The sequence below is a fragment of the Streptomyces sp. TG1A-60 genome (assembly GCF_037201975.1).
Classification (GTDB): Bacteria; Actinomycetota; Actinomycetes; order Streptomycetales; family Streptomycetaceae; genus Streptomyces.
On the sequence record NZ_CP147520.1, the window covers coordinates 5745258 to 5770192 of the forward strand.

Annotated in this window: 16 protein-coding genes and 4 pseudogenes; 6 read left to right on the forward strand and 14 right to left on the reverse strand. The window is 72.6% G+C overall.

Annotation, left to right across the window (positions count from 1 at the left end):
- Positions 1–50 precede the first annotated feature (50 nt).
- Positions 51–194, forward strand: coding sequence for a hypothetical protein (locus tag WBG99_RS24855; protein WP_338898421.1), 144 nt, complete (start codon positions 51–53; stop codon positions 192–194).
- A 101-nt stretch (positions 195–295) separates the two neighbouring features.
- Positions 296–523, forward strand: a pseudogene (locus WBG99_RS24860) (VapC toxin family PIN domain ribonuclease); the annotation flags it as partial.
- 122 nt (positions 524–645) lie between these two features.
- Here WBG99_RS24860 and WBG99_RS24865 read toward each other — a convergent pair.
- Both WBG99_RS24865 and WBG99_RS24870 read right to left on the reverse strand, forming a co-directional pair.
- Positions 646–1048, reverse strand: a pseudogene (locus WBG99_RS24865) (dihydrofolate reductase family protein); the annotation flags it as partial.
- 5 nt (positions 1049–1053) lie between these two features.
- Entirely contained in the window at positions 1054–1788 is a 735-nt protein-coding gene (locus WBG99_RS24870; protein WP_338898422.1) for a dienelactone hydrolase family protein, read from the reverse strand.
- Positions 1789–2256: 468 nt separating this feature from the next.
- On the opposite strand from WBG99_RS24870, the gene WBG99_RS24875 reads away from it, so the two are divergent.
- Positions 2257–2526, forward strand: coding sequence for a hypothetical protein (locus WBG99_RS24875; protein ID WP_338898423.1), 270 nt, complete (start codon positions 2257–2259; stop codon positions 2524–2526).
- A gap of 180 nt (positions 2527–2706) precedes the next feature.
- On the opposite strand, the gene kstD is transcribed toward WBG99_RS24875, so the two are convergent.
- Complete coding sequence (gene kstD / locus WBG99_RS24880; RefSeq protein WP_338898424.1) at positions 2707–4506, reverse strand: 3-oxosteroid 1-dehydrogenase; 1800 nt, start codon at positions 4504–4506, stop codon at positions 2707–2709.
- 257 nt (positions 4507–4763) lie between these two features.
- Between kstD and WBG99_RS24885 the strand changes: the two genes are divergently transcribed.
- Positions 4764–5666 (forward strand): alpha/beta hydrolase, encoded by a 903-nt coding sequence (locus tag WBG99_RS24885; protein WP_338898425.1) that lies wholly within the window; start codon positions 4764–4766, stop codon positions 5664–5666.
- A gap of 326 nt (positions 5667–5992) precedes the next feature.
- Here the strand turns inward: WBG99_RS24885 and fxsT are convergent.
- From fxsT to WBG99_RS24910, 5 genes and pseudogenes are all read right to left on the reverse strand, one after another.
- A pseudogene (gene fxsT, locus WBG99_RS24890) lies at positions 5993–9942 on the reverse strand (FxSxx-COOH system tetratricopeptide repeat protein).
- Positions 9939–11315 carry a TIR-like protein FxsC gene (locus WBG99_RS24895; RefSeq protein WP_338900480.1) on the reverse strand — a complete coding sequence of 459 codons (1377 nt, stop codon included), beginning with the start codon at positions 11313–11315 and terminating at the stop codon, positions 9939–9941. The pseudogene fxsT and the gene WBG99_RS24895 overlap by 4 nt, the downstream one beginning before the upstream one ends.
- Before the next feature lie 52 nt (positions 11316–11367).
- The gene (locus WBG99_RS24900; RefSeq protein WP_338898426.1) at positions 11368–12141 is read right to left on the reverse strand and encodes an AAC(3) family N-acetyltransferase; all 774 of its coding nucleotides are present in this window, start codon (positions 12139–12141) and stop codon (positions 11368–11370) included.
- Positions 12134–14284, reverse strand: coding sequence for a radical SAM/SPASM protein FxsB, inactivated metallohydrolase extension form (gene fxsB / locus WBG99_RS24905; RefSeq protein ID WP_338898427.1), 2151 nt, complete (start codon positions 14282–14284; stop codon positions 12134–12136). The genes WBG99_RS24900 and fxsB overlap by 8 nt, the downstream gene beginning before the upstream one ends.
- A gap of 97 nt (positions 14285–14381) precedes the next feature.
- On the reverse strand, positions 14382–14597 hold the full coding sequence (locus WBG99_RS24910) for a hypothetical protein (protein ID WP_338898428.1): 216 nt from the start codon (positions 14595–14597) through the stop codon (positions 14382–14384).
- Positions 14598–14899: 302 nt separating this feature from the next.
- Between WBG99_RS24910 and WBG99_RS24915 the strand changes: the two genes are divergently transcribed.
- A complete protein-coding gene (locus WBG99_RS24915; RefSeq protein WP_338898429.1) occupies positions 14900–15706 on the forward strand; it encodes a DUF4231 domain-containing protein in 807 nt (268 codons plus the stop codon).
- A gap of 11 nt (positions 15707–15717) precedes the next feature.
- Here the strand turns inward: WBG99_RS24915 and WBG99_RS24920 are convergent, their stop codons facing one another.
- The 4 genes and pseudogenes from WBG99_RS24920 to WBG99_RS24935 all read right to left on the reverse strand — a co-directional run bounded on the left by WBG99_RS24920 (position 15718) and on the right by WBG99_RS24935 (position 20535).
- Positions 15718–16206 (reverse strand): hypothetical protein, encoded by a 489-nt coding sequence (locus WBG99_RS24920; RefSeq protein ID WP_338898430.1) that lies wholly within the window; start codon positions 16204–16206, stop codon positions 15718–15720.
- A gap of 241 nt (positions 16207–16447) precedes the next feature.
- A complete protein-coding gene (locus tag WBG99_RS24925; RefSeq protein ID WP_338900481.1) occupies positions 16448–17485 on the reverse strand; it encodes a rod shape-determining protein in 1038 nt (345 codons plus the stop codon).
- Positions 17486–17643: 158 nt separating this feature from the next.
- Positions 17644–19085, reverse strand: a pseudogene (locus tag WBG99_RS24930) (carboxyl transferase domain-containing protein).
- A complete protein-coding gene (locus WBG99_RS24935; protein ID WP_338898431.1) occupies positions 19078–20535 on the reverse strand; it encodes an acyl-CoA synthetase in 1458 nt (485 codons plus the stop codon). The pseudogene WBG99_RS24930 and the gene WBG99_RS24935 overlap by 8 nt, the downstream one beginning before the upstream one ends.
- 467 nt (positions 20536–21002) lie before the next feature.
- Between WBG99_RS24935 and WBG99_RS24940 the strand changes: the two genes are divergently transcribed.
- Positions 21003–23312 carry a LuxR C-terminal-related transcriptional regulator gene (locus WBG99_RS24940; RefSeq protein ID WP_338898432.1) on the forward strand — a complete coding sequence of 770 codons (2310 nt, stop codon included), beginning with the start codon at positions 21003–21005 and terminating at the stop codon, positions 23310–23312.
- Here the strand turns inward: WBG99_RS24940 and WBG99_RS24945 are convergent.
- Positions 23290–23706, reverse strand: a complete 417-nt coding sequence (locus WBG99_RS24945; RefSeq protein WP_338898434.1) for an ATP-binding protein — start codon at positions 23704–23706, stop codon at positions 23290–23292. The genes WBG99_RS24940 and WBG99_RS24945 overlap by 23 nt on opposite strands.
- The gene (locus WBG99_RS24950) at positions 23703–24653 is read right to left on the reverse strand and encodes an MEDS domain-containing protein (protein ID WP_338898435.1); all 951 of its coding nucleotides are present in this window, start codon (positions 24651–24653) and stop codon (positions 23703–23705) included. The genes WBG99_RS24945 and WBG99_RS24950 overlap by 4 nt, the downstream gene beginning before the upstream one ends.
- Between the last annotated feature and the right edge of the window lie 282 nt (positions 24654–24935).

A 24935-nucleotide genomic window follows, 5' to 3' on the forward strand; every position in this document is an offset into this window, starting at 1 on the left:
CACCGGCGATCCGGCAGATTCTCTTTGGGCTGCCCCGAGAGGAGGCAGCCGTGACTGCCGAGGCCGGATGCACCGGAACCGCAGCGAGCGTCATGTCGATCGCGGCGGGGTCGGCCATGAAGGCCAGTTCCAGCACGGCGGGCCGGTCGAGGAGTCCGGCCCAGTCGGTCTGCTCCACGGTGTCGAACATGTAGCCGTGCTCGCCGCAGAGCAGGGCCCGGACGCGGGTGGCGAGGGCCGGGAGGACGTTGAGGGCCTGGCCGCGGTAGGCGCTGTCCTCCTGGAGTGTGTCGAGGACGCGCTCTGTCTGCTCTCTCCTGTTCCGAAGAACGCCTGGCGGTGGGCCGACACCGCCCAGTACAAACTGACCCAGCGAGGCCAGCATCGGGCGGCGGGAGCGATCGACCTGTTGGTGTGTGCGACAGCTGTACACCATGGGCACACCGTCCTCCACGTGGACAATGACTTCGTGACGGTGGCCGGAGCCCTCAAGGAAGTTCAGCAGCGAGACGCACGAGCCTGATCTCCGGAGGCAGGATCACATCTGTCGGCTTGTGACCTCTCGGTGATCGATGTCTCCGGGGCGCATGGCTGTTCGCCGAGACTGGCTCTGAGGTGGCGGCCCGTCCTGCAACGGCCAGCGGGTCAGCGGTGTGGGCGGTGTCCGGCCCGTCCTTCTCCAGACCTGCCGCGTGCCAGGGCCGTACGAATCACGCGGTAGCGGAGGTAGACGACTCTTGAACTGAAGGTGCGGGTCTCGACGAGTTCGAGATCCACCCGGCGCTCGCGCTGGGGGAAGAACGGAATGCCATCGCCGACCAGCCGGGTAGACCCTGGCCCGGTACTCGTCGATCAGACCCAACGAGGCCGCCTCGGCAGCGAGAGTCGTGCCGCCGATCGCGGTGTCGTCCCCTCCCGGCTCGGCACGCAACGCTCGATCTCCTCCGTCATGCCCGCCGGAGGCCAGGCGGGCATGACCCTGCACCGACAGCGTGGTGGAGAACACCACCTTTGGGAGCGGCTTTGAGATCGCGGCCCGTTGCCGCAACGCACTCAGCCGTTGGCCAGGGCGCGGCCGAGAAGGGGCAGCAGGCGGTCCCAGTGGCGCTGCAGCGCGGCGGGGTTGAAGGCGTCGGTGTCGGACATGGTGAAGCCGTGGAGGGTGCCGGGGTAGATCTCGGAGGTGTAGCTGACACCTGCGGCATCCAGGGCCTGGTTGAGCTCGCCGAGGGCCTCGGGCGTCAGGTCGGATTCGGCGTGGCCGAGGTGGACCTCGGCGGTGAGGTGGTGCAGGCTGTCGGGCCCGTCGGCGCCCACGGGGCCGTGGAATCCGGCGACAGCGGCCACCTGGACGGGGTGGGCCGCGGCGGTGCGCATCGCGAGGAGGCCGCCTATGCAGTAGCCGGTCACCGCGACCGGTCCGGCACCGACCTCGGGCTGGGTGGTGAGGAACCTGAGGTAGGCGTCGGCGTCGCTCAGGACACGTTCGGCGGTGTGCGCCTCGATCAAGGGCATCAACTGGGCGAAGACCGCGGGCCGGACCTCTTCTCCGATGTGCTCGGGAAGTTCGATCACCGGTGCCGGACCGTGCCGGTAGAAGAGGTTGGGGACGAGCACGTAGTACCCGTGCCCGGCCAGTTCGCAGGCCATCTCCCGCAGCACGGGCCGGATGCCGAAGCCGTCCGCGTACATCAGCACCCCCGGGTGCGGCCCACCACTGTCGGGGAAGGCGGCGAACGCGTCGGCCTGGCCGTCTGCGGTGGGAATCTGCAGCATCTTGTTCAGCATGAATTCTCCTGTCGTGGCTGACGTGTCGAGCCTATGATCAACACGACGGAGGCGGAGCCCGCGCAGCAGCGCCAGATCCTCGATCCAACAGCGGGCCAGCAGCGGCCCCTGCCGCATTTGCGGAGTAGTCCGTCTTCGGCCCGGCGTGAGAGCTGTCTGTATATGGCGCCGAGGGTGATGTCGCCGAGGTGCTGAGCGATCTCCCGGCTGTGCCAGTGACGCTCTGGGTCCGCGCGGAGCAGGGCCAGGACGGAAGGCGATGGTGAACCCGCAGCGGTCCGGGTCGGTGCCGGGGCAAAGCGCGTGCCCGACGCAGTCCCTACACGCGGCGCGGGCACACATGCGTGGGACGATCCCGGCAAGACCGTCCCACGGCCACCGCACCCCCACCGCACTCCCCGCTGCCAGGACGGTGACCAGGGGAAATCCAGAAGTCCGGCTGGACTACCAGTCCGGGGGCGCGAGCATGTGCAGTCCGCGGGGTCGGACTCGGCCGCCTACGTGGTGACCTGCGCCGCGATGCTCGTACTGCGAGCGGTGCAGCCGTCGGCCGGGATGCTGCTTGAGCAGGCCGTCTACCTCGGCGCCGCCGGGCTCTCGGGGATCGGACGCTTCCTGGTCCTGCGCCTGTTCGTCTTCGCCGGCGGCGGGACCGGGACCGCGGTGCGGACGAAGAGTTTCGCGCGGGTTCGGGAGGCGAGCGGGACGCTGTCCTGGTCCATCCCTGTGCCGGCCTGAGCAGGGGCGTGCCGACGGCGAGCGGAGGATGGCGGGCAGCAGTTGGACGGCCTGCGGTTCGCGCTCCGGCACGGCTTATCGAGGCCGAGCGCTATCTGCGGGACGGCGACACGATCCCGTGGATCGGCCTGCGGCGGACGGGCTGACCGCCGGAGCGACGGCACGCCGCTTCTTGGCCGTTCACAGCTTCCCCGCGATATCCCGTGCCGCCACGTACCCGAACGTCATCGCGGGCCCGATCGTCGAGCCGGCCCCCGCGTAACTGCGGCCCATGACCGCGGCGCTGGCGTTGCCCGCCGCGTACAGGCCGGGGATGACCGAGCCGTCCGGGCGGAGGACGCGGGCGCGGGCGTCGGTGAGGAGGCCGCCCTTGGTGCCGAGGTCGCCGGGGACGATCCTGAGGGCGTAGTACGGCGGCAGCCACAGGGGCGCCAGGCAGGAGTTGGGCCGCACCGACGGGTCCGTGTAGTAGTGGTCGTACGCGCTGTCACCGCGCCCGAAGTCGGGGTCGTCTCCTTGCCGGGCAAGGGAGTTGAAGCGGTCGACGGTGGCGCGCAGCGCGCCGGCCGGGACACCGATCGCGCCGGCGAGCGCGTCCAGCGTCCACGCCTTGTGGACGGCCCCGGCGTCGTACCACTCGTCGGGGAACGGGAACGTCGGCGCGATGTCCTTGAAGAGGTACCGGTTGCGGTAGTTCTGGTCGACGACGAGCCACGCCGGGATGTGCCCGGCGGACGGGGTGTCCCGCTCGTACATCGTGTGGACGACATCGCCGTACGGCGCCGCCTCGTTGACGAACCGCGCCCCCGCCGCGTTGACCAGCAGCCCACCGGGCAGTGTGCGTTCGGCGAGACAGAACCACGGCTGGCCGGGCGTGGGAATGGCCGGGCCCCACCACGCGTCGTCCATCAGGCCCACATCGGCGCCCGCGCGTTGCCCGGCGCGAATACCGTCCCCGGTGTTCTCCTTCGCCCCCACCGTCCAGCGTGTCCCGACGGGCTGCTCCTGGTACTGCTCCCGCATGGCCGCATTGTGCTCGAAGCCGCCGGAACCGACGATGACGCCCCTGCGGGCGCGGACGAGGCCGGGGGCGCCGTTCCGCGTGACGACCGCTCCGGTCACCGACCCGTTCTCCAAGTGCAGCTCCGTCAGAGGGGTGTCGAGCCACACCGGTACGTCCGCGCCGAGCAGTCCGGCCCGCAGTCCGGCCGCGAGTGCCTGTCCCATGGTGAGCGGCTGCTGCCCGAGCAGCGCGGCCCGGGCCCCCCGGGCGAGGCACTCCGTGGCGACGGCCAGCCCCTTCGCGCTCACGGCGGTCAGCGCCAGCCACTTGTAGTCCGCGCTGAAGACCACCATGCCGTCCGGGACGGCCAGATAGGGAGGGTTCAGCCGGGCCAGTTCCTCACCCAGTACGTTCCCGTCGAGCTGGTCGGGTTCGATGGACCGCCCGTTCGGCAGGCCGCCCGGCAGCTCCGGGTAGTAGTCGCTGTACCCCTCCATCCACCGGAATCGCAGCGGGCTGTTCGCCATGACGAACGACAGCATGGCGGGCCCGTGGTCGAGGAAGGCCTTCTGCCGGTCGGCGGGCACCTCGTCCCCGACCACGGCCGCGAGATACCGGGCGGCCTTGGCCGGCGTGTCCGGCACCCCGGCCGCCTTGATCACGCTGTTGTTCGGCAGCCAGATCCCGGCTCCCGACCGCGCGGCCGACCCCCCGAACGTCGGCGCCTTCTCCACGACCACACAGCTCAGGCCCTGCTTGGCCGCGGTGAGCGCGGCGGTCATCCCGGCGGCGCCGGAACCGATGACCACGACGTCGTAGGTGCCGAGCAGGGGCGGGGCGGCGGCAGCGGCCGTCCCCGCGAGCCCACCGGCCGCCGCGACCGCGACACCCGCCCCCGCGGCCGTGCCGAGCACCCGCCGGCGTGAGGGCCCGCCCGGGGCCGTTGTACGTCTGTCAGGATCCGCGCTCTTGGACATACCGGACGCTCCAGCCTCGGGAAGGGACGGGTGGCCGTGCTGTTCCCCGGGAGGCAGAGGGTCCCCTTGCGCCCCGGACGTGGTGCGGAGCCTCGAATCTGACGTGCGGGGGGCGTGAAGTCAAGGCTGTCACTGACGTCGTATCAAGTCCCTTTGATTCAGACCTATTTGGCCTGCGCAGTCGTTTCGCCGGGTAGGCGCGCGGGAAATGTTCGGGCAGCGTGGTCCCGGTCCGCGGACCGAGGGAGGGGGACGCTGTGCATGACCTCGTGCGGACGCCGGACCATGTCCGGACGGCCGACGGGCGGCGGTTGCGCGTCGAGTGCGCGGGGGATCCGGACGGGCGGCCGGTGTTCCTGTTGCACGGGATGCCGGGGAGCAGGGTGGGGCCCAGGCCGCGGTCCATGTTCCTCTACCACCGCGGCGCGCGGCTGATCAGCTACGACCGTCCCGGGTACGGGGGGTCGGACCGGCGACCGGGGCGGCGGGTCGTGGACGTCGTGGAGGACGTCGCAGTCGTCGCGGACGCACTGGGGCTGGACCGGTTCGCGGTGGTGGGCCGGTCCGGCGGGGCCCCGCACGCGCTGGCCTGTGCCGCGCTGCTGCCCCACCGGGTCACCCGGGCCGCCGCGCTGGTGACGCTCGCGCCGCAGGACGCGGAGGGGCTTGACTGGTTCGCGGGGATGGCGCCCCACAACGTCCGCGAGTTCCACACGGCGCTCACCGACCCCCGGGGGTTCGTCGCCAAGCTGATTCCCCGCTCGGCCGCCATCCGCTCCGACCCCGCCCGGCTGCTCGACGAGCTGCGCGGCGACCTCACGGACGAGGACCGGATGATCGTCTCGGACGACGGCATCCGGTCGATGCTGCTGCGCAACTACCACGAGGCGCTGCGGACCTCGCCGTACGGCTGGATCGACGACGCGCTCGCGCTGACCGGACCCTGGGGGTTCGACCCCGCCGAGATCAAGGTTCCGGTGCTGCTCTGGCACGCCGGGAAGGACGTCTTCACCCCGTCCGCCCACTCCTCCTGGCTCGCCGACCGCATCCCCCGCGCCATCGCCGTCTGCGAACCGGCCGCCGCCCACTTCGCCGCGATCCGAGCCCTCCCGAACGTCCTGACCTGGCTCCTCACCACCACCGACCCATCGACCACCTGAACCACCCCCCTGCCCGGGCCGCCGGGCCGCCGGGTCCCAGAGGCGCCAGGGGCTATGGGCGGGGGGAGCGGTCGGACCACTGTGTGGTCAGCGCGGGCGGGTGAAACCTTGAGCAGCGTGAGCCGCAGGGCACCGACCGGTCGGGGTGCCGCCGGCCCGTCGTCGCCGCCGTGCCGCGGGGCTGTCGTGCCGTCGGCGGCACCGGGCCGACGAAGTCTCGGCGCGGCGTGTGGGCCGCCGGGTACCGGCTGCTCGGTGGTGTCGCCCGGCCGTGGGAGCCGGCTCGGTCGGTGGTGTCGTCGGCCGGTGGGGCCGGTCGTGGTCCGTCAGACCGCCAGGGGCTCCAGGTCGCGGTACACGCGGCGGCGTTGGCCGACCAGGCGCGTGATGCCGTTGCCCTCGCCCAGTTTGGGGCCGAGGCGGCGGAGGTCGGCGAGGGTGGCCTCGCGGAGGCGTTGGGCTTCCTCCTCGCGGCCGAGGGCGCGCAGCGTCAGGGCGGAGTTGCTGACGACCGCGAGGGTTTCGGGATGCTGGGGTCCGAGGACCGGCTTGAGGATGTCGCGGACCGGCTCCTCCAGGGCCCAGGCCTCCTCCGGCCGGCCCTGCTCCGCGAGGACGTTGGCGTGGTTGGCGCGGGCGAAGAGGGTGTGGGGGTGCTCGTCGCCCAGGGTCGCCGCCATGCGCTCCGTCACCTGCTGGAACACCTCCTCGGCCTCCTCGGCGTCCCCGCAGGCCCACAGGTAGATGCCGAGGTTGTTGAGCGCGGCCTGGGTGTAGGGGTGCTCCCGGCCCGGGACCTTCACATAGTGGTCCAGCACGCTTCTGACGGTCTCCCGCGCCCGGTCGGGCTCGTCGGCGGCGTACAGATCGGCCGCCAGGTTCAGCTCGCACGCGAGGGAGTCCGGGATCGGGTCCGGATACTTGTCCCGTGTGTACTGGGTCCGGTACTGCGCGAGCGTCGCCCGGGTCAGCCGGTGCGCGTCCACGAACTGGCCCGCCCGCCGCAGCGACACCGCCAGCGACTTGGCGCAGCTGAGCGTGCCGGGGAAGTCCTTGCCGAGGATCCGCTTGTGCGTCTCGTACGCCTCCGACAGGACCACCACCGAGTCGGTGTAGCGACCGACCTCCCGCAGATCGCGGCCGAGACCCTGCGCCGAGATCAGGGTGTAGGGGTGGTCGGGGCCGAGGACCTCCCGGCGGCGGGCGTAGGTGTCCTGGTCGACGTCACTGGCCTCGTTGTAGTGGCCGACCATGCGCAGCGCGAGTGCCAGGTTGTTCGCGGCGTTGAGCGTCCGCCCGTGCGACTCGTGAAAGATCTGGCTGAATCCCTGGTGGGCCTCCCGGGCGAGCTCCACCGCCTTCGCGTACTCGCCGAGTGCGGCGAGGTCGCTGGCGAGGCTGGACGTGGTGACGTACGTGTGCGGATGGGTGGCGCCGAGGACTTGGAGCTGCCGGTCGAGCACATCGGTGTCGATCTCCCGGGCTTCCACGAAACGCCCCTGCGAGCGCAGTACGTTGGCGAGCTGACCGCGCAGGTACATGTACTGCAGATCGTCCTCGCCGAGGGTCTCGTGCCAGTGCGCCGCCAGCTCCTCGGCGAGTTTCCGGGCCCCGGGGAAGTCGCCCCGCTTCCACAGATAGCGGACCCGGTCGATGAACAGGCGGCGCGGCTCGGCCTCACCGCAGTCGCGCAGCTCGGAGGCGTTCAGATGCGGCCAGATGATGCCGAAGCGGGGCCAGGTCTCGGCGTCGTCGATGGGTTCGTCTCCCGGCGGACGGGCGCCGGCGAGCATGGTGTGGACGACGTGCCGGGCCTGCCGCTGCTCGTCGGCGGTGAGCCGGGAGCGGATCACGGCCTGCACCAGCCGGTGGATCTGGATGCTGGTGCTGGCCTGGTCGACCTTGGCGAGCGCGAAGCGGCCGATCTCCCGGATGACCCGGCCCAGCATCAGGCTCTCCTGGAGGCTGGGGTCGACCTTCTTCAGTTCGTCGAGCATCTCCCGGCTGTACAGCAGATGCGAGGAGATCGGCTCGGGGGCCATGAACGCGCACAACTGGAGCAGCCGGACCGACGCGGGGGAGCGCTCCCGCAGTCGGGCGATGGAGATGTTCCAGGTCGCCGCCACCGTCTCCGGGTAGTCGGTGGGCTGGTTGAGATCCAGCACACCGGTGGTCTGCTCGTTCAGCTGCCGCAGGTACTCCTCGATGGGTGTGGCGGTCTCGGCGAGCCAGGCCGCCGCCTGCTCCACGGCCAGCGGCAGATCGCCCACCGCCTCCGCCACCCGGTCGGCCTCCTCGGCGCTCAGCCCGGGGGCCCGCCGGGAGAGGTGCTCGACGCTCTCCTGCCGGGGAAGACGTCGACGGGCAGCGAGGTGCCCCGCTGCTCCCAGGTCTGGTTACGGGAGGTGACGAGGATGTGCCCGCCGCCGCCCTGGGGGATGAACCGGGTCAGTTCCTCGGGGTTGTCGGCGTTGTCGAAGACCAGGATCCAGCGTTGGGTCGGCACGCCCTCGGCGAGCATCCGTACGGTCTCCTGGCTGACCAGCGTCATGTCGTCGCCGCCGGGCGCACCGATCCGGGCGCCGAGTTCGGCGAGGGCCGCGGTGACACCGTCGCCGAGTTCGGCGGAGATCCACCACACCAGGTCGTAGTCGGCCATGAACCGGTGCACGTACTCCAGGGCGACCTGTGTCTTGCCGACGCCGCCGAGGCCGAACAGGGTCCTGGGCCGGCTCCCCACGGCCGACACCCCGCCGCGCAGCTGTTCGCGCAGCTCGTCGAGGAGCCGGCCGCGCCCGGTGAAGGTGGTGTTGCGCTGCGGCGCGTTCCACACCGTGGGGACGCTGCCCGGGAAGCGCGGCTCCACGGTGCCGAGGTCGTCGGGCCGCTCCGGCAGTTTCAGCGCGCCGAGCAGGGCACCCACGCACTGGGCCGCGTCGAGCCGGTACAGGTCCACCGGCTCGTGGTCGATGTAGGCGTCGGGGAAGCGGGCCTCGTCGACGCGCAGCGGCACCATCGTGGTGCGCGGCATCGCCAGCGCGGTGTCTGTGAAGGAGCGCCAGACGGCCTGGGCGTGCCGGGACTTCTGGAAGGCGTGGGACAGCAGCAGAACGGCGCGTGTCGCCGTGTCCAGGCGCTCCCGCGGCCCGGCGGAAACGTCGTACAGCGTGACGTTGCAGCCGGTCTGCCTGAGGACGGCCTCCACCCAGTCCGCCCACATCCTGTTCTCCGCCGCGTACACCACGACGATGTCCGTCATCGGCTGCCGTCGGGTGAACGCCTCCAGACAGCGCTGCCGCACCGGCTCGGGCACCGGCGGCAGCGCGGTGACCTCACCGTCGGAGATCACCTTCGTCAGCCGCTCGAAGGCGGACAGCAGGGAGTTGGCGATGTTGCTCTTGTCGCCGACCGTCGCGAGGGTCTCCTCGTACGCGTAGAACGGCACGTACGGTATCTCCATCGCGCCCCAGTAGGCGTCCTGCCGCTCGGCGCTCAGTTCCTCGCCGTCCAGGCCCCTGGGCAGTCCCTCGAACCGCAGCCGGGCCAGCGCCCGGCCCGCGTCGACCTTCCGCTTCTCGCCCTCGTCGATGCGCATCAGCACCGGCAGCACCCTGATCCGCCGCTTGTGCTGGCCTCCCTCGACGCTGCGGGCCACCGCGGCGGCACCGTCGAGCGCCTGGCCGCTGAGGGTGAAGCAGTCGACGAGGACGTCGGGCATCTGGATGGTGCAGATGTCCGCGCTGTCGGACAGGCCGGTGCGGCTGTCGATGAGGATGTAGTCGTACGACGCCTTCATGTCCTCGCGCAGCGCGTCCAGGAACTGGCCGCCCCCCAGCCGCTCGTAGAAGTTGTCCCATTCGAACGACGACACGGTCGCGGAGTACTCCCGGTTGCGCCGGCCGGCCGAGAGGAAGTCCAGCGAACCGCCCTCGGGGAAGGACAGCCCGAGCCGCTCGGGGCCGAGGGACACCGCGTGCTGCTCGACCCGCGCGTAGTCACGGTGCCAGGGTCCGGAGCGCGGGCCGCCGGTGGTCGCGGCCCAGCAGTACTCGGTGATCATGTCGATGACGCCGGTGGTGGACGCGAGGACGCTCAGGTCGAGGAACGGCTGGAAGAAGCGGTCGAGGCCCGGCGCCTCCAGGTCCCAGTCGACGGCCAGGACGCGCTTGCCGTTGGCGGCCAGGATCCAGGCCGCGTTGGCGAGGGCCATGGTGCGGCCCGTGCCGCCCTTGTACGAGTAGAAGGTGATGATGCGTCCGTCCTGACGAGCCGTCATGCCTGTCCTCCGTGGTCGGAATCCGCATCGGGGTCGTTCGGGCCGGCGAGACTGAGCCGGGGCCGTGGCGGGGTGGGGCCCGGTGGCGGGTGTGCCTCGGCGTGTCTGAGGAACTGCCGGGTCGCCTGGGCCACCACCACCGGCAGTACGTCGGTGAACGCCTTCAGGGTGGGGACGCCGTTGACGGCGGCCCAGCACTTGGCGCGGCGCCCCCGCTCCAGCAGCAGCGGCAGGGTGTCCTCCAGCTCCTCCCGCAGCCGCTCGCCCTGCTCCCCGCGGCACTGCAGGTCGAAGCGGTTCCAGGGGACGATCGCGCCGACCCAGGGGCGCGCGGCCGAGTCGAACGCCTTGAGCCGGTGCCGCCGGTCCCGGTCGAGCAGCGCCCAGCGGTCGAGCAGCAGGATCCCGGGGTGCGGCTCGGGCGGCTGTCCGCCGCCTTCGGCCTCGGACCCGGCCGTGGTGAGGCCCTCGGCGCCGGGGTCCGGGAGGTCGAAGTCCGAGACGGTGATGCGGTAGTCGAGCGACCGGATCAGTTCCTCCGCCAGCGTGGACAGCGGACGTCTCGACTCGCTGTGGTACGGGTTCCACTCCGTGGCGTCCTCCCCGTACGGGACCGCGTCCCGGCCCTCCGGCACGGAACTCCGGCTGGGCGCCGCCACGGTGAGGTGGATACGGCGCGGCCCCTCGCCGTGCGGCCGGAACGCGCTGTGCGTGGACTCGTACGGCCGGGGCCGGCTCGACGGCAGCGGGGTGTTCTCGGCGACCTGCACGATCCGCTGAGCGAGCCCGAACACGATCTCCTGGTATTCGTCGCGTAGCCGCTTGAGTTTGATCAACCCGTAGATCCCGTACGACGCGTAGCGCTCCCCGAACTTGGCGCGCTCGACCTGGATCTGCCGGACTGACTCGGGGAGCCCTTCGAGGTCCATGCTCGTCCACAGCACCGGGACGATGGCCGGGATGTCACCGTGGCCGGCGTTGCGTGCCTCGCGGATGCGCTCGTCGAAGGTGAACCACTCGCGCCCGCAGTTGTCGCTGGAGAAATAGCGGGGTGAGTACAGCGGCACGAACACCCGGCAGTGCGCGAGGTTCTCACTGAGCCGGTCCGGCCAGCCCTCCCCCGACCGCATCTCCCGGTCCAGGAACCCCGCGGGCGTTCCCCGCGGATGAGCGGTGAGGGCCAGAACGTCCGCGCACAGGTCCTTGTACAGCGTGTGCACCCAGTGGTCGGGGTCACCGCCGTCGGGTCCCGAGGGAGGGGTGTGCGCATAACTGAGGAAAAAATACGGCCGGTTGTCCGCAGTCGGCCCCCGCGCAGATACGTCCACACGCCCCCGCCTTTCGATGCCCTCGTGCCCCCGCCTAGGCGCCATCCAGCCGGAACCAACAATGTGCCCGATCAACTCCGGTGGCACCTGGCTCGTTTCACGCCATTTCCCAGCGATATCCGGACATCAGGCGTCGAGCCGTGTCGACGGCATCGCGCATCTCGAACAGAAACATCGGTTTTCCCGCGAACTCCCCTTCCGCGCGGAGACCCTGCGGCAGGCGAGCCCCGATCGCCGCGAAGTCCCCGTCGAACAGGGAGAGATCCTCGTACTCGATCCAGTTCCCCTTGTCCTCCACCACACAGCGGTACGTCCGTGTGGGGGGCGTCGGGGTCATCCGGTACTCGGCGAGATGGAACGCGGTGCACACCTCGAAGCCGACCCGCAGCAGCAGGACCTGGGCGTCGGCCCCGTACAGCGCGGCCATCGGGGACCGCTCGCCGAGGTGGCAGTGCGGGTCGTGCCCGGCGAGCAGCTCCTCGGCCCGGGGCCCGAGCGCGGCGAAGGAGGTCTGCGGATGGGCGCTGCGGAACGCGCCGGGCGTGGTCCGCACGCACTCGGCGAGCGCGCCCATGGTCGTGCAGGGCGTGGCGTCCGGCTCGAACGGCGGCATCGACGCGCGGAACTCGGCCTTTTCCGCCCCGGTCATCCCCTCGGTGCGGCACTGGTACTGGGGCGAGGTGTCGGAGTTCTCCGGGGTGAAGGCGGGCACGACGAGCGTGCCGTCGGGCCCGAGCACGTCGAGCAGGGCGTTGCGTATCGCGGTCGGGCTCTGTCCGGTGCCGCGCAGCGAGGAGTGCACCATGAGGACGCCGCCCCGTCGGACGCCCAGCCGGCTCAGGACGCCGGGGAGCCGAGGGCTGTCAGCCATCCGCCACCGCCAGCTCCGCGCGCAGTGCGTCGGCCAGGCGGGCCCCGCTCTCGGTGAGCTCAGTGCGCCGGGAGGCCAGTGTCCCCAGGGCGGCACGCGCCCGCCGCAGCGAGGCGGCCGTGTCGTACGGGGCCGCGCCGGCCCGGCCCAGGTGCTCGCTCGCCTCGTCGAGCAACCGCCCGGCGGCACTGCCCGGCACGTTCAGATCCGTGACCTCGCGCAGGGCGGCCAGCCGGGATCTGCGCCCGAGGAGCGGCAGTTCCCGTAGGAACTCGTCCTGCCGGAAGTCGACGGCCATCCCGAGCGCGCCGAACGCGTGTGCCGCGAGCCGCAGTCCGGCGCCCGGGGCGAGCGGGGTGACGGTGGTGACCAGAGGCGCGTCGGCGCCCTCGCGCCAGCCGGGCTCGCGGGCGTCCAGCGCCTCGTGGGCCGCCCGCACCCGCTCGCCGAAGAGCGCGAGGTCGGCCGGGGACAGCGGGTCCGCGACCGGTGTCTCGAAGCGGTCACGATACGGATCGGCGTCGTCGAGGAGCAGTGTCCGTCCGTCGGTGAGGTCGATGGTCTCCAACGGCCGCCAGCCGATGTCGAGTTCACCACCGCCCCGGCCGGTCCCACGGACCTGGAGGCCCGTGGCGGTGATGGCGCACTCGACCTGTCCGGGGGCCGAGAGCCGCAGGGTGCCGAGGGTCGGGAGGTGGAGGTCCCGGTCGGGCTGGTGCCAGGTGAGGGTGGTCTCCGTCCCGGCCGGTACGGCGGCGGCCGTGACCGCAGCCAGCAGCCGGGGGAGGTCGGCGGGGCCGTCCAGGCAGCGGCGCAGCACGGCGCGCAGATACGGGTGGGCGAGGACGGTGTTGAGATGGGCGGCGGTGGCGGCGTCGGAGTCCAGCTCGACCAGTACCTGCCAGGCGGGCTTCCAGTCGGGGTGACCGGAGAGCTCGGCGTTCACCGTGGACAGCAGATCGCGGTCCAACTTCAGCTGAGCCAGGCGGAGTTCGTCCGGGTCCGTGACCGCCGGGTGCAGCGCGCGGTCGGTGATCCGCTCGGCGATGCCCTCGATCAGGCCCCGCAGGTCGGCGCAGAACACCGAGGGGTTGTCGAAGCCCTTCTCGCCACCGTACCGGTGGGCGTAGAGCCCGCCGCCGCAGGACTCGACGACCGGGCAGCGGCGGCAGGTGTCGCTCACGCCCGCGATGCCCAGCTGGCGGGCGCGGACGCCGGGATGCTCGGCGAACTCCGCGAAGCCGTGCCGGAAGACGTCGTAACCGGTGGCCGGGGCACCCTCGTACGCCGTCTTCAGCGAGTCGGCCTGCTCGAAGGTGCCGTCGGTCTCGATCACCGCGAGATCGGACGGCGCGAGGCCCAGTGCCTCGGTGAGGCTGGGGCCGCCGCGCAGGGTGCTGAGCACCGACTCGAAGGTGCGCACCGGCATGGGGCGACCCTGCTCCTCCCACCGGTCGAAGACCTTCAGCAGCCAGTCGGCGTACGGTGTCGCCGGTCCGCCGGGCCCATGGCCGGGGGGCGGGCTGTCCCAGGTGGAGTGCGGGAGCAGATAGTCGATGCGGGGCGGATCGAGTGAGGTCAGCGCGTCGTGCACCGCCACCGGGTCATTCGCCACGTCCACCGTGCACAGGAGGCCCTGGTAGAGATGCCGGTGTTCCGGCAGGCGGAGGAGGTCGATCGCCCGCAGCACCCGGTCGTAGCTGCTGCGGCCCCGGCGGTCGAGCCGGTGGCGGTCGTTGGCGACCCGGTCCCCGTCGAGTGAGACGCCGACCCTGACGTCGAATTCGTCGAAGATCCGCAGATGGTCTCTGTTCAGCCGCACCGCGTTCGTGTGCATACGGAGATCGAGCGCGGTGACCGGGGCGAGAGCGCGGGTGAGTTCCGCGCAGATTCGTCTGAGCCGGGCCGGGCCGACAAGAAGGGGTTCGCCCCCATGGAGAATGCAGGTGACGGATTCAAGATTTCGCGCCAGCACGTACTCGGTGAGCCGAAGGGCCACCTGATCGAGCGTTTCCTCGGAGATGACGGTCGGCCGTGATCGCCACGACTGGTCGGATGCCGCATACACATAACAGTGGTCGCACGCCAGGTCGCACCGGCTGTGGATCTTGAGCACCAGTTGCTGGATCGCGGGGTCCCTCACTTCGGCAGTGTAAGCCCTCGCGCCGCTCGGAGAAGACATGGCGACGGGGCCCAACTTCCTTGATCGACAAGGAGGTTGAAGCCCCGGATGGCCTACGTCAGATGCTGGAGGTGAACCCCGGCCTGGCAAGGTGCGAGCCCCGGGCGTCCGTCACCCGTCCGGTGGAGCGCTGGGTGCGGGGCTCGTGTGCGGCGACCGTCGCGAGCGGGGCGAGCCTCTTGTGGGCCGACCGGGCGGTGTCCGATCCAGGCGTCGTCTTGGGGAAGGAAAGGTTCATCTCGTCGCTCCAGTTCGAGAAAAGGGACGCTGTCATCGGTCCCTTGCTGGCGAGATCCTTTTTGTCGAGGCTCGGACATGAGGGTGGACGACAGAGTGCAGACTTGCGCGTTTCTATCATGCGCCGACATGGGTTCGCTGCGCGATATGGCGAGGTGGCGATCTGGCGCGGATTCAGGATTGACGAGAACATGACCGTTCCGTCGACTCCCAGCGTCCGTACGAGGTGTGCATGGCTGCGACGCCCGGCCCGAGCACCACGGTGAGTGATCGAGACCTGCCCCGTTGTTCCGTGTCAGTGATCAGCAGGCGCTGACCCGCCAGGGTGAATCCTTCCGGGTGGTCCGCACCCAGCTGGTCGTCCTGCTGCTGGCCACGGCGACCGCCTCGCTGGCGGAACGGGTGGGCAGCCGCGTTCTGTCGGCGGTCGCGGCCGTGTTCTACGCCCTGACGGTCGGGATCGGCCTCTACGTCTCCCGTCGCCGCGCGCGGGCGCAGTGGCAGGCCCATCGGGCCGCCGCCGAGGTGATCAAGTCGCTGGCCTGGCAGTTCATGGTCCACGGCGGTCCGTTCCACTCCCGGCTCGTCAACCCCGAGGCGCTGTTCGCCGAGCGACTGGAGGAACGCCTCAGCGAACTGCGGAAGGTGGGGTGGGAGGACCCGCGGGAGGGCATCACCGAACTCGGCCTCGGGCAGATCACCCCGATGATGCGCGCGGTGCGCGCCAAGCCGTTCGCGGCCAGGCGCGACATCTACCTCCGCGACCGCGTGCTGGAGCAACTCGCCTGGTACGGCAACCGGGCCGGGCAGGCCCACCGCGCCTCCGTGCGCTGGTCGGGCGTGACCACTTTCCTGACCCTGCTGGCCCTCCTCGCCGCCGTGCTCAGGGCGTTCGGCACGATCGGCGGGCGCTGGGACCCCACCGGTGTCCTGAGCGCGGCAGCCGCGGCGGGCGTGGCCTGGCAGGAGGTCCGGCGGCACCGGCCGCTGACGTACGCCCACTCGCTCGTCGAACAGGACCTGGACACCCTGCGCGTCGCCATGAGCACCACCGTCGGCGAGGACGGCTGGGCGGACGCGGTGGCGGAGGCGGAACGGCTGGTCTCGCCGCAGCACACGGACTGGCTGGTCAGGTTCGGATCTTGATGAGGTGTCGGTCAGGCGCGGCGTACGCCAGGGCTCCACAGCACGGTCACCGGGACGCCCGCGCGGCGCGCGTAGTCGACGATGTCGGCCGTGCCGCCCAGGCCCCGGGCAGGGGCGCCGTCCCAGACGGCGACCATGCGGTCGGCGTGGTCCACGATGTAGCGGCCGGCGGCGTAGTACGCCTCTTCGTGGGTGGGCTCGTACGGCAGTTCCACGTGTTTGTCGCAGCACTTGAGGAGCCGGCGGTAGGAGGCCCGGACCTCGTCGTCGCCCAGATGGGTCTCGTAGTCCATGCCGGGGATCACGGCGGTCACCGGGAGCCCGCTCTCCAGGGCGATCTCCGCGAAGAGCTGGTCGGCGCCGGCGGCGAGGCTGCTGAGGGCCCGGGAGGCGGGGCGGCTCCGCAACTCCGCCCGGATGCCCGACCGGACGGCGGCCAGGGCGGCGTCCGGGACCTCCCGGTGTCCGGTGATACCGATCCGGGTCACGGGGCCTGGCATCAGGGCGCTCACCTCCGTGGCCGCGTTCCTCCGAGTAACCCTAGCGGCGGGGGACTTCGGCGAGAACGCCACGCACGGGCGTTCGGTGGGGCGCCGCGGGCTCACGGGGGCGACCACCAGGTGACCGCAGTGGGGCCGGCCGCCCCCGCGTGCTCCGGGGTGCTGCCGCCCGCGGGAATGTTCGAAGGGGGTGCGTGGAGGGGGCGGGCTGCGGGGGCGCACGTACGGGGAGGGACGTCGGTCAGTCGCCCACCGGGTCCAGAGTGAGGGGGACGATACGGCCCTCCAGCATGGCGCCGACACCGAGGGCGGCGCAGACGTCGGGGCGTTCGGCGATGTGGACCGGCATGCCGGTCGCCTGCCGCAGCATCTGGTCGAAGCCGGGGAGCAGGGCGCTGCCGCCGACCATCATGATGCCCCGGTCGGCGAGGTCGGCCACCAGGTCGGGCGGGCAGTCCCGCAGCACCTTGCCGATGCCGTCGACCACGGCCGTGAGGGGGGTCTGGATGGCGTCGCGCACGGCCGCCGTGTCCACCTGCACGGAACGCGCCAGCCCCGTCGCCACGTCCAGCCCGTGGATCTCGGTGGAGGCGGGGCCCTGCGGGGTGAGGCCGTTGCCGGAGAGGGCGAGCTGGAGGGGCCGTACGGACTGGCTGGGCAGCGTCAGCTCGTGCCGCAGGCGCAGGTGCTGCACGATCGCGTGGTCGATGGCCTCGCCGCCGACGGGGATGCGTACGGCGTTGACCACCGAGCCCAGGGAGAGGACGGCCAGCTGGGTGGCCGCCGCGCCGCAGACCATGATCATGGTGGCCTCGGGCTGCTCGACCGGCAGGCCGCAGCCGACCGCCGCCGCGATCAGGGTGTCCACCAGTTCCACCCGGCGGGCGCCGAGGCCCACCAGGGTCTCGATCGTGGCGCGCTGGGCGAGCGGGTCCGCGTCGTGCGGCGTGCAGGCGGCGGCGCGCAGGACGGGCTTGCGGCGCAGCGTACGGCGGACCTTGTCCCCCAGCAGCTGGCGCAGCATGCGCTGGGCCATCTCGATGTCGACGACCGTGCCGCCGGAGACGGGCCGCACGACCCGGATGTAGTCGGGCGTACGGCCCGTCATCTTCTGCGCGAACTCCCCGACCGCGATGAGCGCGCCCGTCCGTGTGTTCACGGCGGCCACGCTCGGCTGGTCCACCACCAGGCCCGCGCCCCTCACGTACACCCGGGTCCGCGCGGCCCCCAGGTCGACGCCGAAGTGACAGCGGCGCAACTGCTCCAGGCTGGCGGTCATCGCGGTCATTGAGCATCCTCCCGAGAGCACGGACCGTACGGGCCGCCGCCGGTCGGCGGTTCCCTGGTTCCCTTGCATCGTGCGGGGGAAGGGGCCGGTGCGCCTGTTGGGGTGGGCCGGGCGGGGTGCGGCTGGACGGGTGGTCCGGTGACGGGGGGTCAGTCGGGGGTGCGGCCGGGTGAGGGGTGCGCCGCGGGCCCGACGACCCCTCGTGCCACCCCCAGCTCCACCAGGTCCTGCGGACGCAGCCGGAGCTCGTCCGCCGTCGCCCGCACCCGGTCCGCCGGCCGCTTGAGGATCGCCGCGGCCGACTCCGGTGCGATCACCGAGAAGTAGCTGTCGGGGGTGGCCCAGGTGTTGTCCGGGGCGGCGAGGGCCAGGGCTCCGCCCGAGCCGCCCTCGCCGATGAGGAGGGTGGTGACGGGGGTGCGGGCGGTGGCCACGGCGGCGAAGAGGTCCGCGATGGCGGGGCCCGCGCCCTGGCGTTCCGCGTCGGCGTCGTCGGCGGCTCCGGGGGTGTCGACCAGGGTCAGTACGGGGATGCCGAGGCGGTCGGCGAGGCGGATCAGGCGGGCGGCGGTGCGGTAGCCCGCCGGGCGGGTCGCCGTGCCGCACTGCGCCGCGTAGGCGATGGTCCGGCCCTCGTGCTCACCGAAGCCGCACAGCATGCCGGGGTCGGTGCCGCCGCCCGCCCGGTCGCCGCCGATCGACGCGCGGCGGGTGAAGTAGGCGTGCAGGTAGGCGTCGGCGCGGGGGCGCCGGGGGAGCGGGCGCGTTCGACGGCCTCCCAGCCCGTTGCGGGGAGAGCGCTTGGGGTGCCCGGGGTGGCTCGCGCGGTTGCCCGTGCACCTTCAGGGGTGCGGTCGAGGGGAGACGAGGACGGCATGGGCAGGTGGGGCGGCGGAGGGGCCGGTCGCGTCGACGGGGTCGTCAGCAGCCGGAGCCATCGCCCCAGCGTCTCCCGCAGCGACTCCGGCGGGACCACCGCGTCCACGGAGCCCGCCGCGACCTGGGACTCCGCCGTGTACGCCCGCGGGTCCGCCTCCGCCGGGCGGACCCGCGAACCGGCGAAACCGACCTGTGCGGCGGGGAGGGCGAGGACGACGTCCGCGCCCGCCCCCAGGGCCGCCCAGCCGCCGCCCGTCGTCGGGTCCCGGAGCACGGCGATCCGGGGCAGCCCGGCCTCGCCCGTCAGCGCCGACTGACGGGCCACGCGCTGGAGTTGGGTCAGGGCGCGCATGCCCTCCTGCATCCGGCTGCCGCCGGTCGCGATCAGGGAGACGACCGGCAGTCGGTGCTCACGCGCGTAGGTGTACGCCGACTCCAGGCGGTCGCCGGCGCGTTCGCCGAGTGAGCCGCCGAGGAAACCGAACTCGAAGGCGATGAGCACGGCTCGCGTCGTACCGCCGATCGCAGCCCGCCCCCACACCACCGACTCCTCCTCCCCGGTGCGTTCGGCGGCGCGGGCGCGCGAGGAGCCGTAGCCCAGCCAGCCGAGGGGGCCGTCGGGGGCGTGCTCCCTTTCCCGGGAGGGGAGCGGGGTGAAGTCGTCCGTCAGGAAGGCGATGGCCTCGCGGGCCGAGAAGCGTCGGTCACTCATCCGTCTTCAGCGCTCGCTTCATGATCTTGCCCATGTCGTTGCGGGGGAGTGAGGAGAGGTGGTGGACGGTTCGGGGGCGCTTGTGGGGGGCCAGACGGTCGGCCACGTGGGACGCCAACTCATCGGCCGTGGGCGGGGACTGGGGGTCTGCGGGGACGATCCAGGCGACGACGCGTTCGCCGAGGTCGGGGTCCGGCGCTCCGGTGACCGCGGCCTCCCGCACCCCCGGGTGCTCCAGGAGCGCGTTCTCGATCTCGCCCGCGCCGATCTTGTAACCCCCGCTCTTGATCAGGTCGGTGGCCTTGCGGCCGACGATGCGCACGTAGCCGTCGGGGTCGCGGACGGCCATGTCGCCGGTGCGGAACCAGCCGTCGGCGGTGAACGCGGCGGCGGTCGCGTCGGGGCGGTTGAGGTACTCGGTGAAGAGGTTCGGGCCGCGCACCTGGATCTCGCCGACCGACTCGCCGTCCCGGGCGGTGAGGGGGGTGCCGTCGTCCTCGACCAGCCTCAGCTCCACGCCGGGCAGCGGGACGCCGACCGTGCCGGCGCGGGGTTCGCCGTCGGCGCGGACGCTGGTGTTCATCAGGGTCTCCGTCATCCCGTACCGCTCGGTCACCCGGCGCCCGGTCGCCGCCGCGATCCGCTCGTGGTCGTGCACCGGCAGCGCGGCCGAGCCGGAGACGAGGAGGCGTGCGCGGCCGAGGGCCTTCGCCAGTTCCGCATCGGCGGGCAGGGCCTCGGCGATCCGGTGGTACATCGTGGGGACGCCGAACAGCATGGTCGCGCCGTGGTTCAGCTCCCGGGCGACGCCGTCGGTGCTGAACCGCCCGAGGTGGCGGACCGAGCCGCCGCGCCGCAGCGGGCCGAGGACGCCCAGGACCAGGCCGTGGACATGGAAGAGAGGCAGGGCGTGGACCAGGACGTCGTCGCCGGTCCACCGCCAGGCGTCGGCCAGTGCGTCCAGGGTGCTCGCGACGGCCCGGCGGGGGATGACGGCGCCCTTGGGCGGGCCGGTGGTGCCGGAGGTGTAGACGACGAGGGCGGGATCCTCACCTGCCCCCGGCCGCTCGCCCGGGTCGGCGTGGGCCGTGCCGTCCACGCCGACCTCGATGCGCTCCGGTCGCCGTACGGGCAGGGGGAGTTCGTCGCCCGGGGCGGTCAGCACGAGCGACGGTGCGCTGTCGGACAGGATGTGACCGAGTTCCTTCTCCCCGGACCTCGGGTTCAGGGGGACGGCGGGCACGCCGGCCCGTAGCGCCGCCACGACCGCCACGGCGGTCTCCAGCGTGGGGGTCGCCCAGACGGCGACCCGGCCGCTGCCCCTGAGGCGGTCGGCGAGGGCGCCGGTCACGCCGGCGAGTTCCCCGTACGTCAGGGACCGCTCGCCGAAACGGAGGGCGGGCCGCTCGGCCTGGGCGCCGCCGGTGAGGGCCGGGAAGAGAGGGGACACGTCTCGTACTCCTTGGTTGTCGCCGTCCGGTGTACCGCTACCGCCATGTGACTACCCGAGTCCCGGCCCGACCAGCACCCGCCACGCCCCCGAGGTGTCACCGCCCTTGCGGCGGGTTCCTCCACGGCGCCACCACGTCCGCCACCACACAGCGGTGGCCCTGCTCGCGGGTGCTCCGGCGGGGCCGAAGCCGTCGGCGACGGCGAGGACGCGGGTGCCGGCGTGGGCGGTGTCCTGGTCGGCGGCGCGGAGCAGGCCGGTGTCGGAGAGGGCGGCGTAACGGAGTCCAGCGTCGTGGCGTCCTCCTCGGACGGATGGTCGAGGCGATCCTGGCGGCGGCCACCGGCTGGCCCCGCAAGCCCCTCTCACCCGAAGAGGCGGGAAATCCGCGAAGCGCACGTCCCGCCCGTGCCCGCTGCCTACCCTTCGGGGTTACACCAGCGCGTACGGGAACCACAACTGAGGGCGTGACCAGGGTCGTGGGCGGATCGGAGTCGCGGTGCACTTCCGGTTTCCCGGCGGAGCTGACGAGCTTCGTGGGGCGACGGGACGAGACGGCGGATGTCAGACGGTTGTTGTCGGCGGGCAGGCTGCTGACACTGACGGGGCCCGGCGGGGTGGGCAAGACCCGGCTCGCCGGACATGTGGCGGGACAGGTCGCACGGGCCTTCCCGGACGGGGTGTGGCTCGTCCCGCTGGCCGCGCTGCGGGACGAGGCGTTCGTCCCGCACGCCGTGAACGACGCGTTCGGGGTCCGCAACGAGACCGTACGGCCCCCGCTGGAGATCCTCGTCGACCATCTGCGCGAGCGGCGGTTATTGATCGTCCTCGACAACTGCGAGCATCTGCTGCGCAGTTGCGCTGTGCTCGCCGGGACCGTGCTGGCGGCCACCGAGGGCGTGCGGATCCTCGCCACCAGCCGGCACCGGCTAGGGCTGGCCGGGGAACAGCTCTTCGAGGTGCCGCCGCTGCCCGCGCCCGCGCCGGAGGAGCTGAGCCCGTCGGCGGTCGAGTCCTTCCCCGCGCTGCGGCTCTTCGCCGACCGGGCGGCGGCCGTGGTCCCCGGCTTCACCCTCGGCGAGGGCAATCAGCAGGCCGTGGCCCGGCTCTGCCGACGGCTCGACGGACTGCCGCTCGCCATCGAGCTGGCGGCCGTCCGGGTGCGCGCCCTCGGCGTCGACCAGCTCGTCGAACGCCTCGACGACCGCTACCAGCTCCTCACCGGCGGCAGCCCCGCCTCCGCGCCCCGCCACCGCACCCTGCGCTCCGCCGTCGACTGGAGCCACGAACTGTGCACTCCGCAGGAGCAGTTGGTGTGGGCGTGGCTGTCGGTGTTCGTCGGCGGCTTCGACCTGGCCGCCGCCGAGGCGGTCTGCGCCGGGGCGGGCGTCGATCCGCCCGCCGTCGTGGACGCCGTCGCAGGGCTCGTCGACAAGTCGGTCCTCGTCCGGGAGGAGCACGCCGGCCAGGTGCGCTACCGGCTGCTGGTCTCCCTGCGCGACTACGGACTGGAGAAGCTGCACGACCTGGGCGAGGCGACCGGCACCCGGCGCCGGCACCGGGACCACTTCACGCGGCTGGGCGCCGAGTACGAGCAAGCCTGGTTCGGCCCCGACCAGGTGGAGATCACCGAACGGCTGCGGATCGACCAGGACAACTTCCGGGCCGCGCTGGACTTCTGTCTCACCACCCCCGGCGAGGCCCAGCACGGACTGCGGCTCGCCGCCGGCCTCTGGTTCCACTGGGCCGCGGGCGGCATCTGGGGCGAGGGCCGGCACTGGATGGACGGCGCGTTGCGGGCCGGGGCCCGGCCGGACGTGGCCCTGACCCGGGCCATGTGGGCGGGCGCCCTGACCTCGCTGGTCCACAGCCGCTCCGCCGCCGTCCTGGTCGGCCTCGACCCGGTGCGCACGGCGGCCGTCGCCGACAGGGAACTCCCGGTGCCCGTGCCCCCGCCGGTGCCGGCCGGCGCCCTCGGACAGGGCCGGGTCCCGGCATCCGCCGCCTTCATCGTGCTCACCCGCGTCGAACTGGCCTGCACCCTCGTCAGCCGGGGCCGCGCGGCGGACGCGATCCCGCTGTGCGCCGAGGCCGTCGCCCTCTGCGAGGCCCACGGCGAACAGTGGGCGCGGTCCTGGGCGCTGCGCACCCTCGCCCTCGCGCACTGGTCGACGGGCCGGTACGACCGTGCCGCCGAGCACGCCCGCGCCTGTCTCCGGCTGCCGTACACCGTGCGCCAGCACCAGAGCCTCGCCCGCACCCTCGACCTGCTCGCCGCCGCCGAGGCCCTGGCGGGCGACGCCGAGCGGGCCGGCGTCCTGCGCGGCGCCGTCGACCGTATCTGGCACGACATCGGCGGCAACCCCGTGGAGTCCCTCCGGCCGGGCCGCCCCCGCGCCGCCGAACAGCACGCCCGCCGCGCCCTCGGCGACCGTGCCTACGCCCTGGCCCACCGGCGCGGCGGCTGTCTGTCGGCGGAGGAGGCCGTCGCGTACGCCCTCGGTGAGCCGCGCGAGGGCGCCGCCTTGGCCGGGCGGGCCATGGGCGCGGCCCCGGCGGTGAGTCCCGACCCCCCCGCCGCCCCCGTCCCGCTCACCCGTCGTGAACTCCAGGTCGCGGCCCTCGTCGCCCAGGGCCGCACCAACAAGCAGATCGCCGACCATCTCGTGATCGCCCGGCGCACCGCCGAGGGCCATGTCGAACGCATCCTCGTGAAGCTGGGCTTCCACAACCGCAGTCAGGTGGCGGCCTGGTTCAGCGCGCGGTCGGGGTCGTAGCGCGGGGCGAGGCCGCCGTTGCCGTGTCCGGCAGGGGTACGGTCAGGGTGGCCGTGGTGCCCCGGCGGGTGTTGCGGAGGCGGAGACGGCCGGTGCCGCCGATGAGCGACGCGGCGAGACGCAGCCCCGGCCCCTCGGCCCGCGCTGCCGGATCCCCGGGTCCCCGGTCCGTGACCGCGCAGCGCAACTCACCCTCCGCCACCCGAAGTTCGACGCTCCCGGCGCCGCCCCCGTGCACCACGGCGCTCGTCGCCGCCTCCAGTACGGCCTGTACGGACACACCTCGGTCGGCGGCGGCGAGACGACCCCGGATCGCGCCCTCCTCGACCAGGGCGCGGACCAGGGGAAGTTCGCCCGCACAGAACTCCATCCGCAGCACCAGTTCATCGCTCACCCGACCCCGTCCTCCTCCCCTTTCCCGTCCCCTTCCCCGTCGTCCTCGTCCTCGCCCTCCACGCGGACGACCAACTGCGGCACCTCTTCGGCGCCCAACTGCTCCAGTACCAGCCCCAGCAGCTCGCCGCAGCGCACGGTGACCTCGCTGCCGGCCGGCAGCGACGCGGCGACGCTGATCAGCTGCCAGGCGCAGTGGGCCTCCATGAAGCACAGATCACGGAGGTCGAGGACGACGTGGCTGGGGCCGGCGTCGTTCCGGTGTTCCAGCGCCTCGCGCAGCGCCTCGACGAACTCGGTCCGCGTGCTCAGCTCCGCGGTGCCGGCGAACCGGCCGCCGTCCGGGGTCTCGGTGACCTCCAGGGAGTCCAGCCGCTCCATGACCCGCAGCGGGTGCACCTTGCCGACGCGGGCGGCCAGGTCGTCGTCGAACCGCTGACGGTCGTACCAGCAGATCGCGGTGAACAGCGGGTCCGCGAAAAGCGGCGCCACCGAGGCCTCGTAGTCCAGCAGCCGGTCGTGGCCGAGGTTCATCCGGGGCGCCCAGCTCATGTCGGCGGTGACCCGCAGCCCCGCCCAGCCCTCGTCGCGGGCGCGGTCGACCTCGGAGGCGTACGCGTCCATCGTGCGCCGTTCCTGGAAGCGGCCGTCGGGAACGTAGATCTCCGTGCTGCGTTTGAGTGACAGCTGGCCGCCCGCCCGCGCCGCCACGACCTGCCCGCTGCCCCGGTCCAGCAGCGCGACCACCTCGTCGTCGGTCAGGTCGTCCGGGTCCATGACCAGCAGGACCTTCTCCCCGCGCGCCAGACTCGTCCGGGTGTACGCCGTGAACACCTTCCACGGCGACTCCCCGGCCCCCTCGATGTCCCCCGGCCCCATGCACGCGTGGTCCCCCAGTCGTAGCCGCTCGACGGGCACGGTTCGCTCCGCGGGGTGCTGGGGCGTCATGGCGGTGCCTTCCCGTGAGGATCGGACTCTGCACGGACAGTAGGCCCCCAGGCGACGCCGACGGCCGGATGACCGCCAATCTTCTGCTTAGGCGGCTTTTGGGAGTGGTTGGCGAGAAGGCTGATCGAAAGCGAGCGTGACCTGACACCGTGCGACCACACCGCGCCCTGAAGGGACGCGGGCGGCGTGGCGCCGAACGCGGACGCCGCGCGGGAATTCCTCGGCCACGCCCCGTACCCGGGTGCGGCCCCGACGCCCAGCCCGCCCCGCCCCGCCCCGCCC

What these genes read in the sequence shown, in the direction of transcription:
- WBG99_RS24950 (WP_338898435.1), bottom strand. Translation starts at nt 24,653, where the DNA reads ATGACGCCCCAGCACCCCGCGGAGCGAACCGTGCCCGTCGAGCGGCTA.
- WBG99_RS24920 (WP_338898430.1), bottom strand. Translation starts at nt 16,206, where the DNA reads ATGCCAGGCCCCGTGACCCGGATCGGTATCACCGGACACCGGGAGGTC.
- WBG99_RS24900 (WP_338898426.1), bottom strand. Translation starts at nt 12,141, where the DNA reads ATGGCTGACAGCCCTCGGCTCCCCGGCGTCCTGAGCCGGCTGGGCGTC.
- WBG99_RS24895 (WP_338900480.1), bottom strand. Translation starts at nt 11,315, where the DNA reads ATGGCGCCTAGGCGGGGGCACGAGGGCATCGAAAGGCGGGGGCGTGTG.
- WBG99_RS24925 (WP_338900481.1), bottom strand. Translation starts at nt 17,485, where the DNA reads ATGACCGCCAGCCTGGAGCAGTTGCGCCGCTGTCACTTCGGCGTCGAC.
- WBG99_RS24910 (WP_338898428.1), bottom strand. Translation starts at nt 14,597, where the DNA reads ATGACAGCGTCCCTTTTCTCGAACTGGAGCGACGAGATGAACCTTTCC.
- WBG99_RS24870 (WP_338898422.1), bottom strand. Translation starts at nt 1,788, where the DNA reads ATGCTGAACAAGATGCTGCAGATTCCCACCGCAGACGGCCAGGCCGAC.
- kstD (WP_338898424.1), bottom strand. Translation starts at nt 4,506, where the DNA reads ATGTCCAAGAGCGCGGATCCTGACAGACGTACAACGGCCCCGGGCGGG.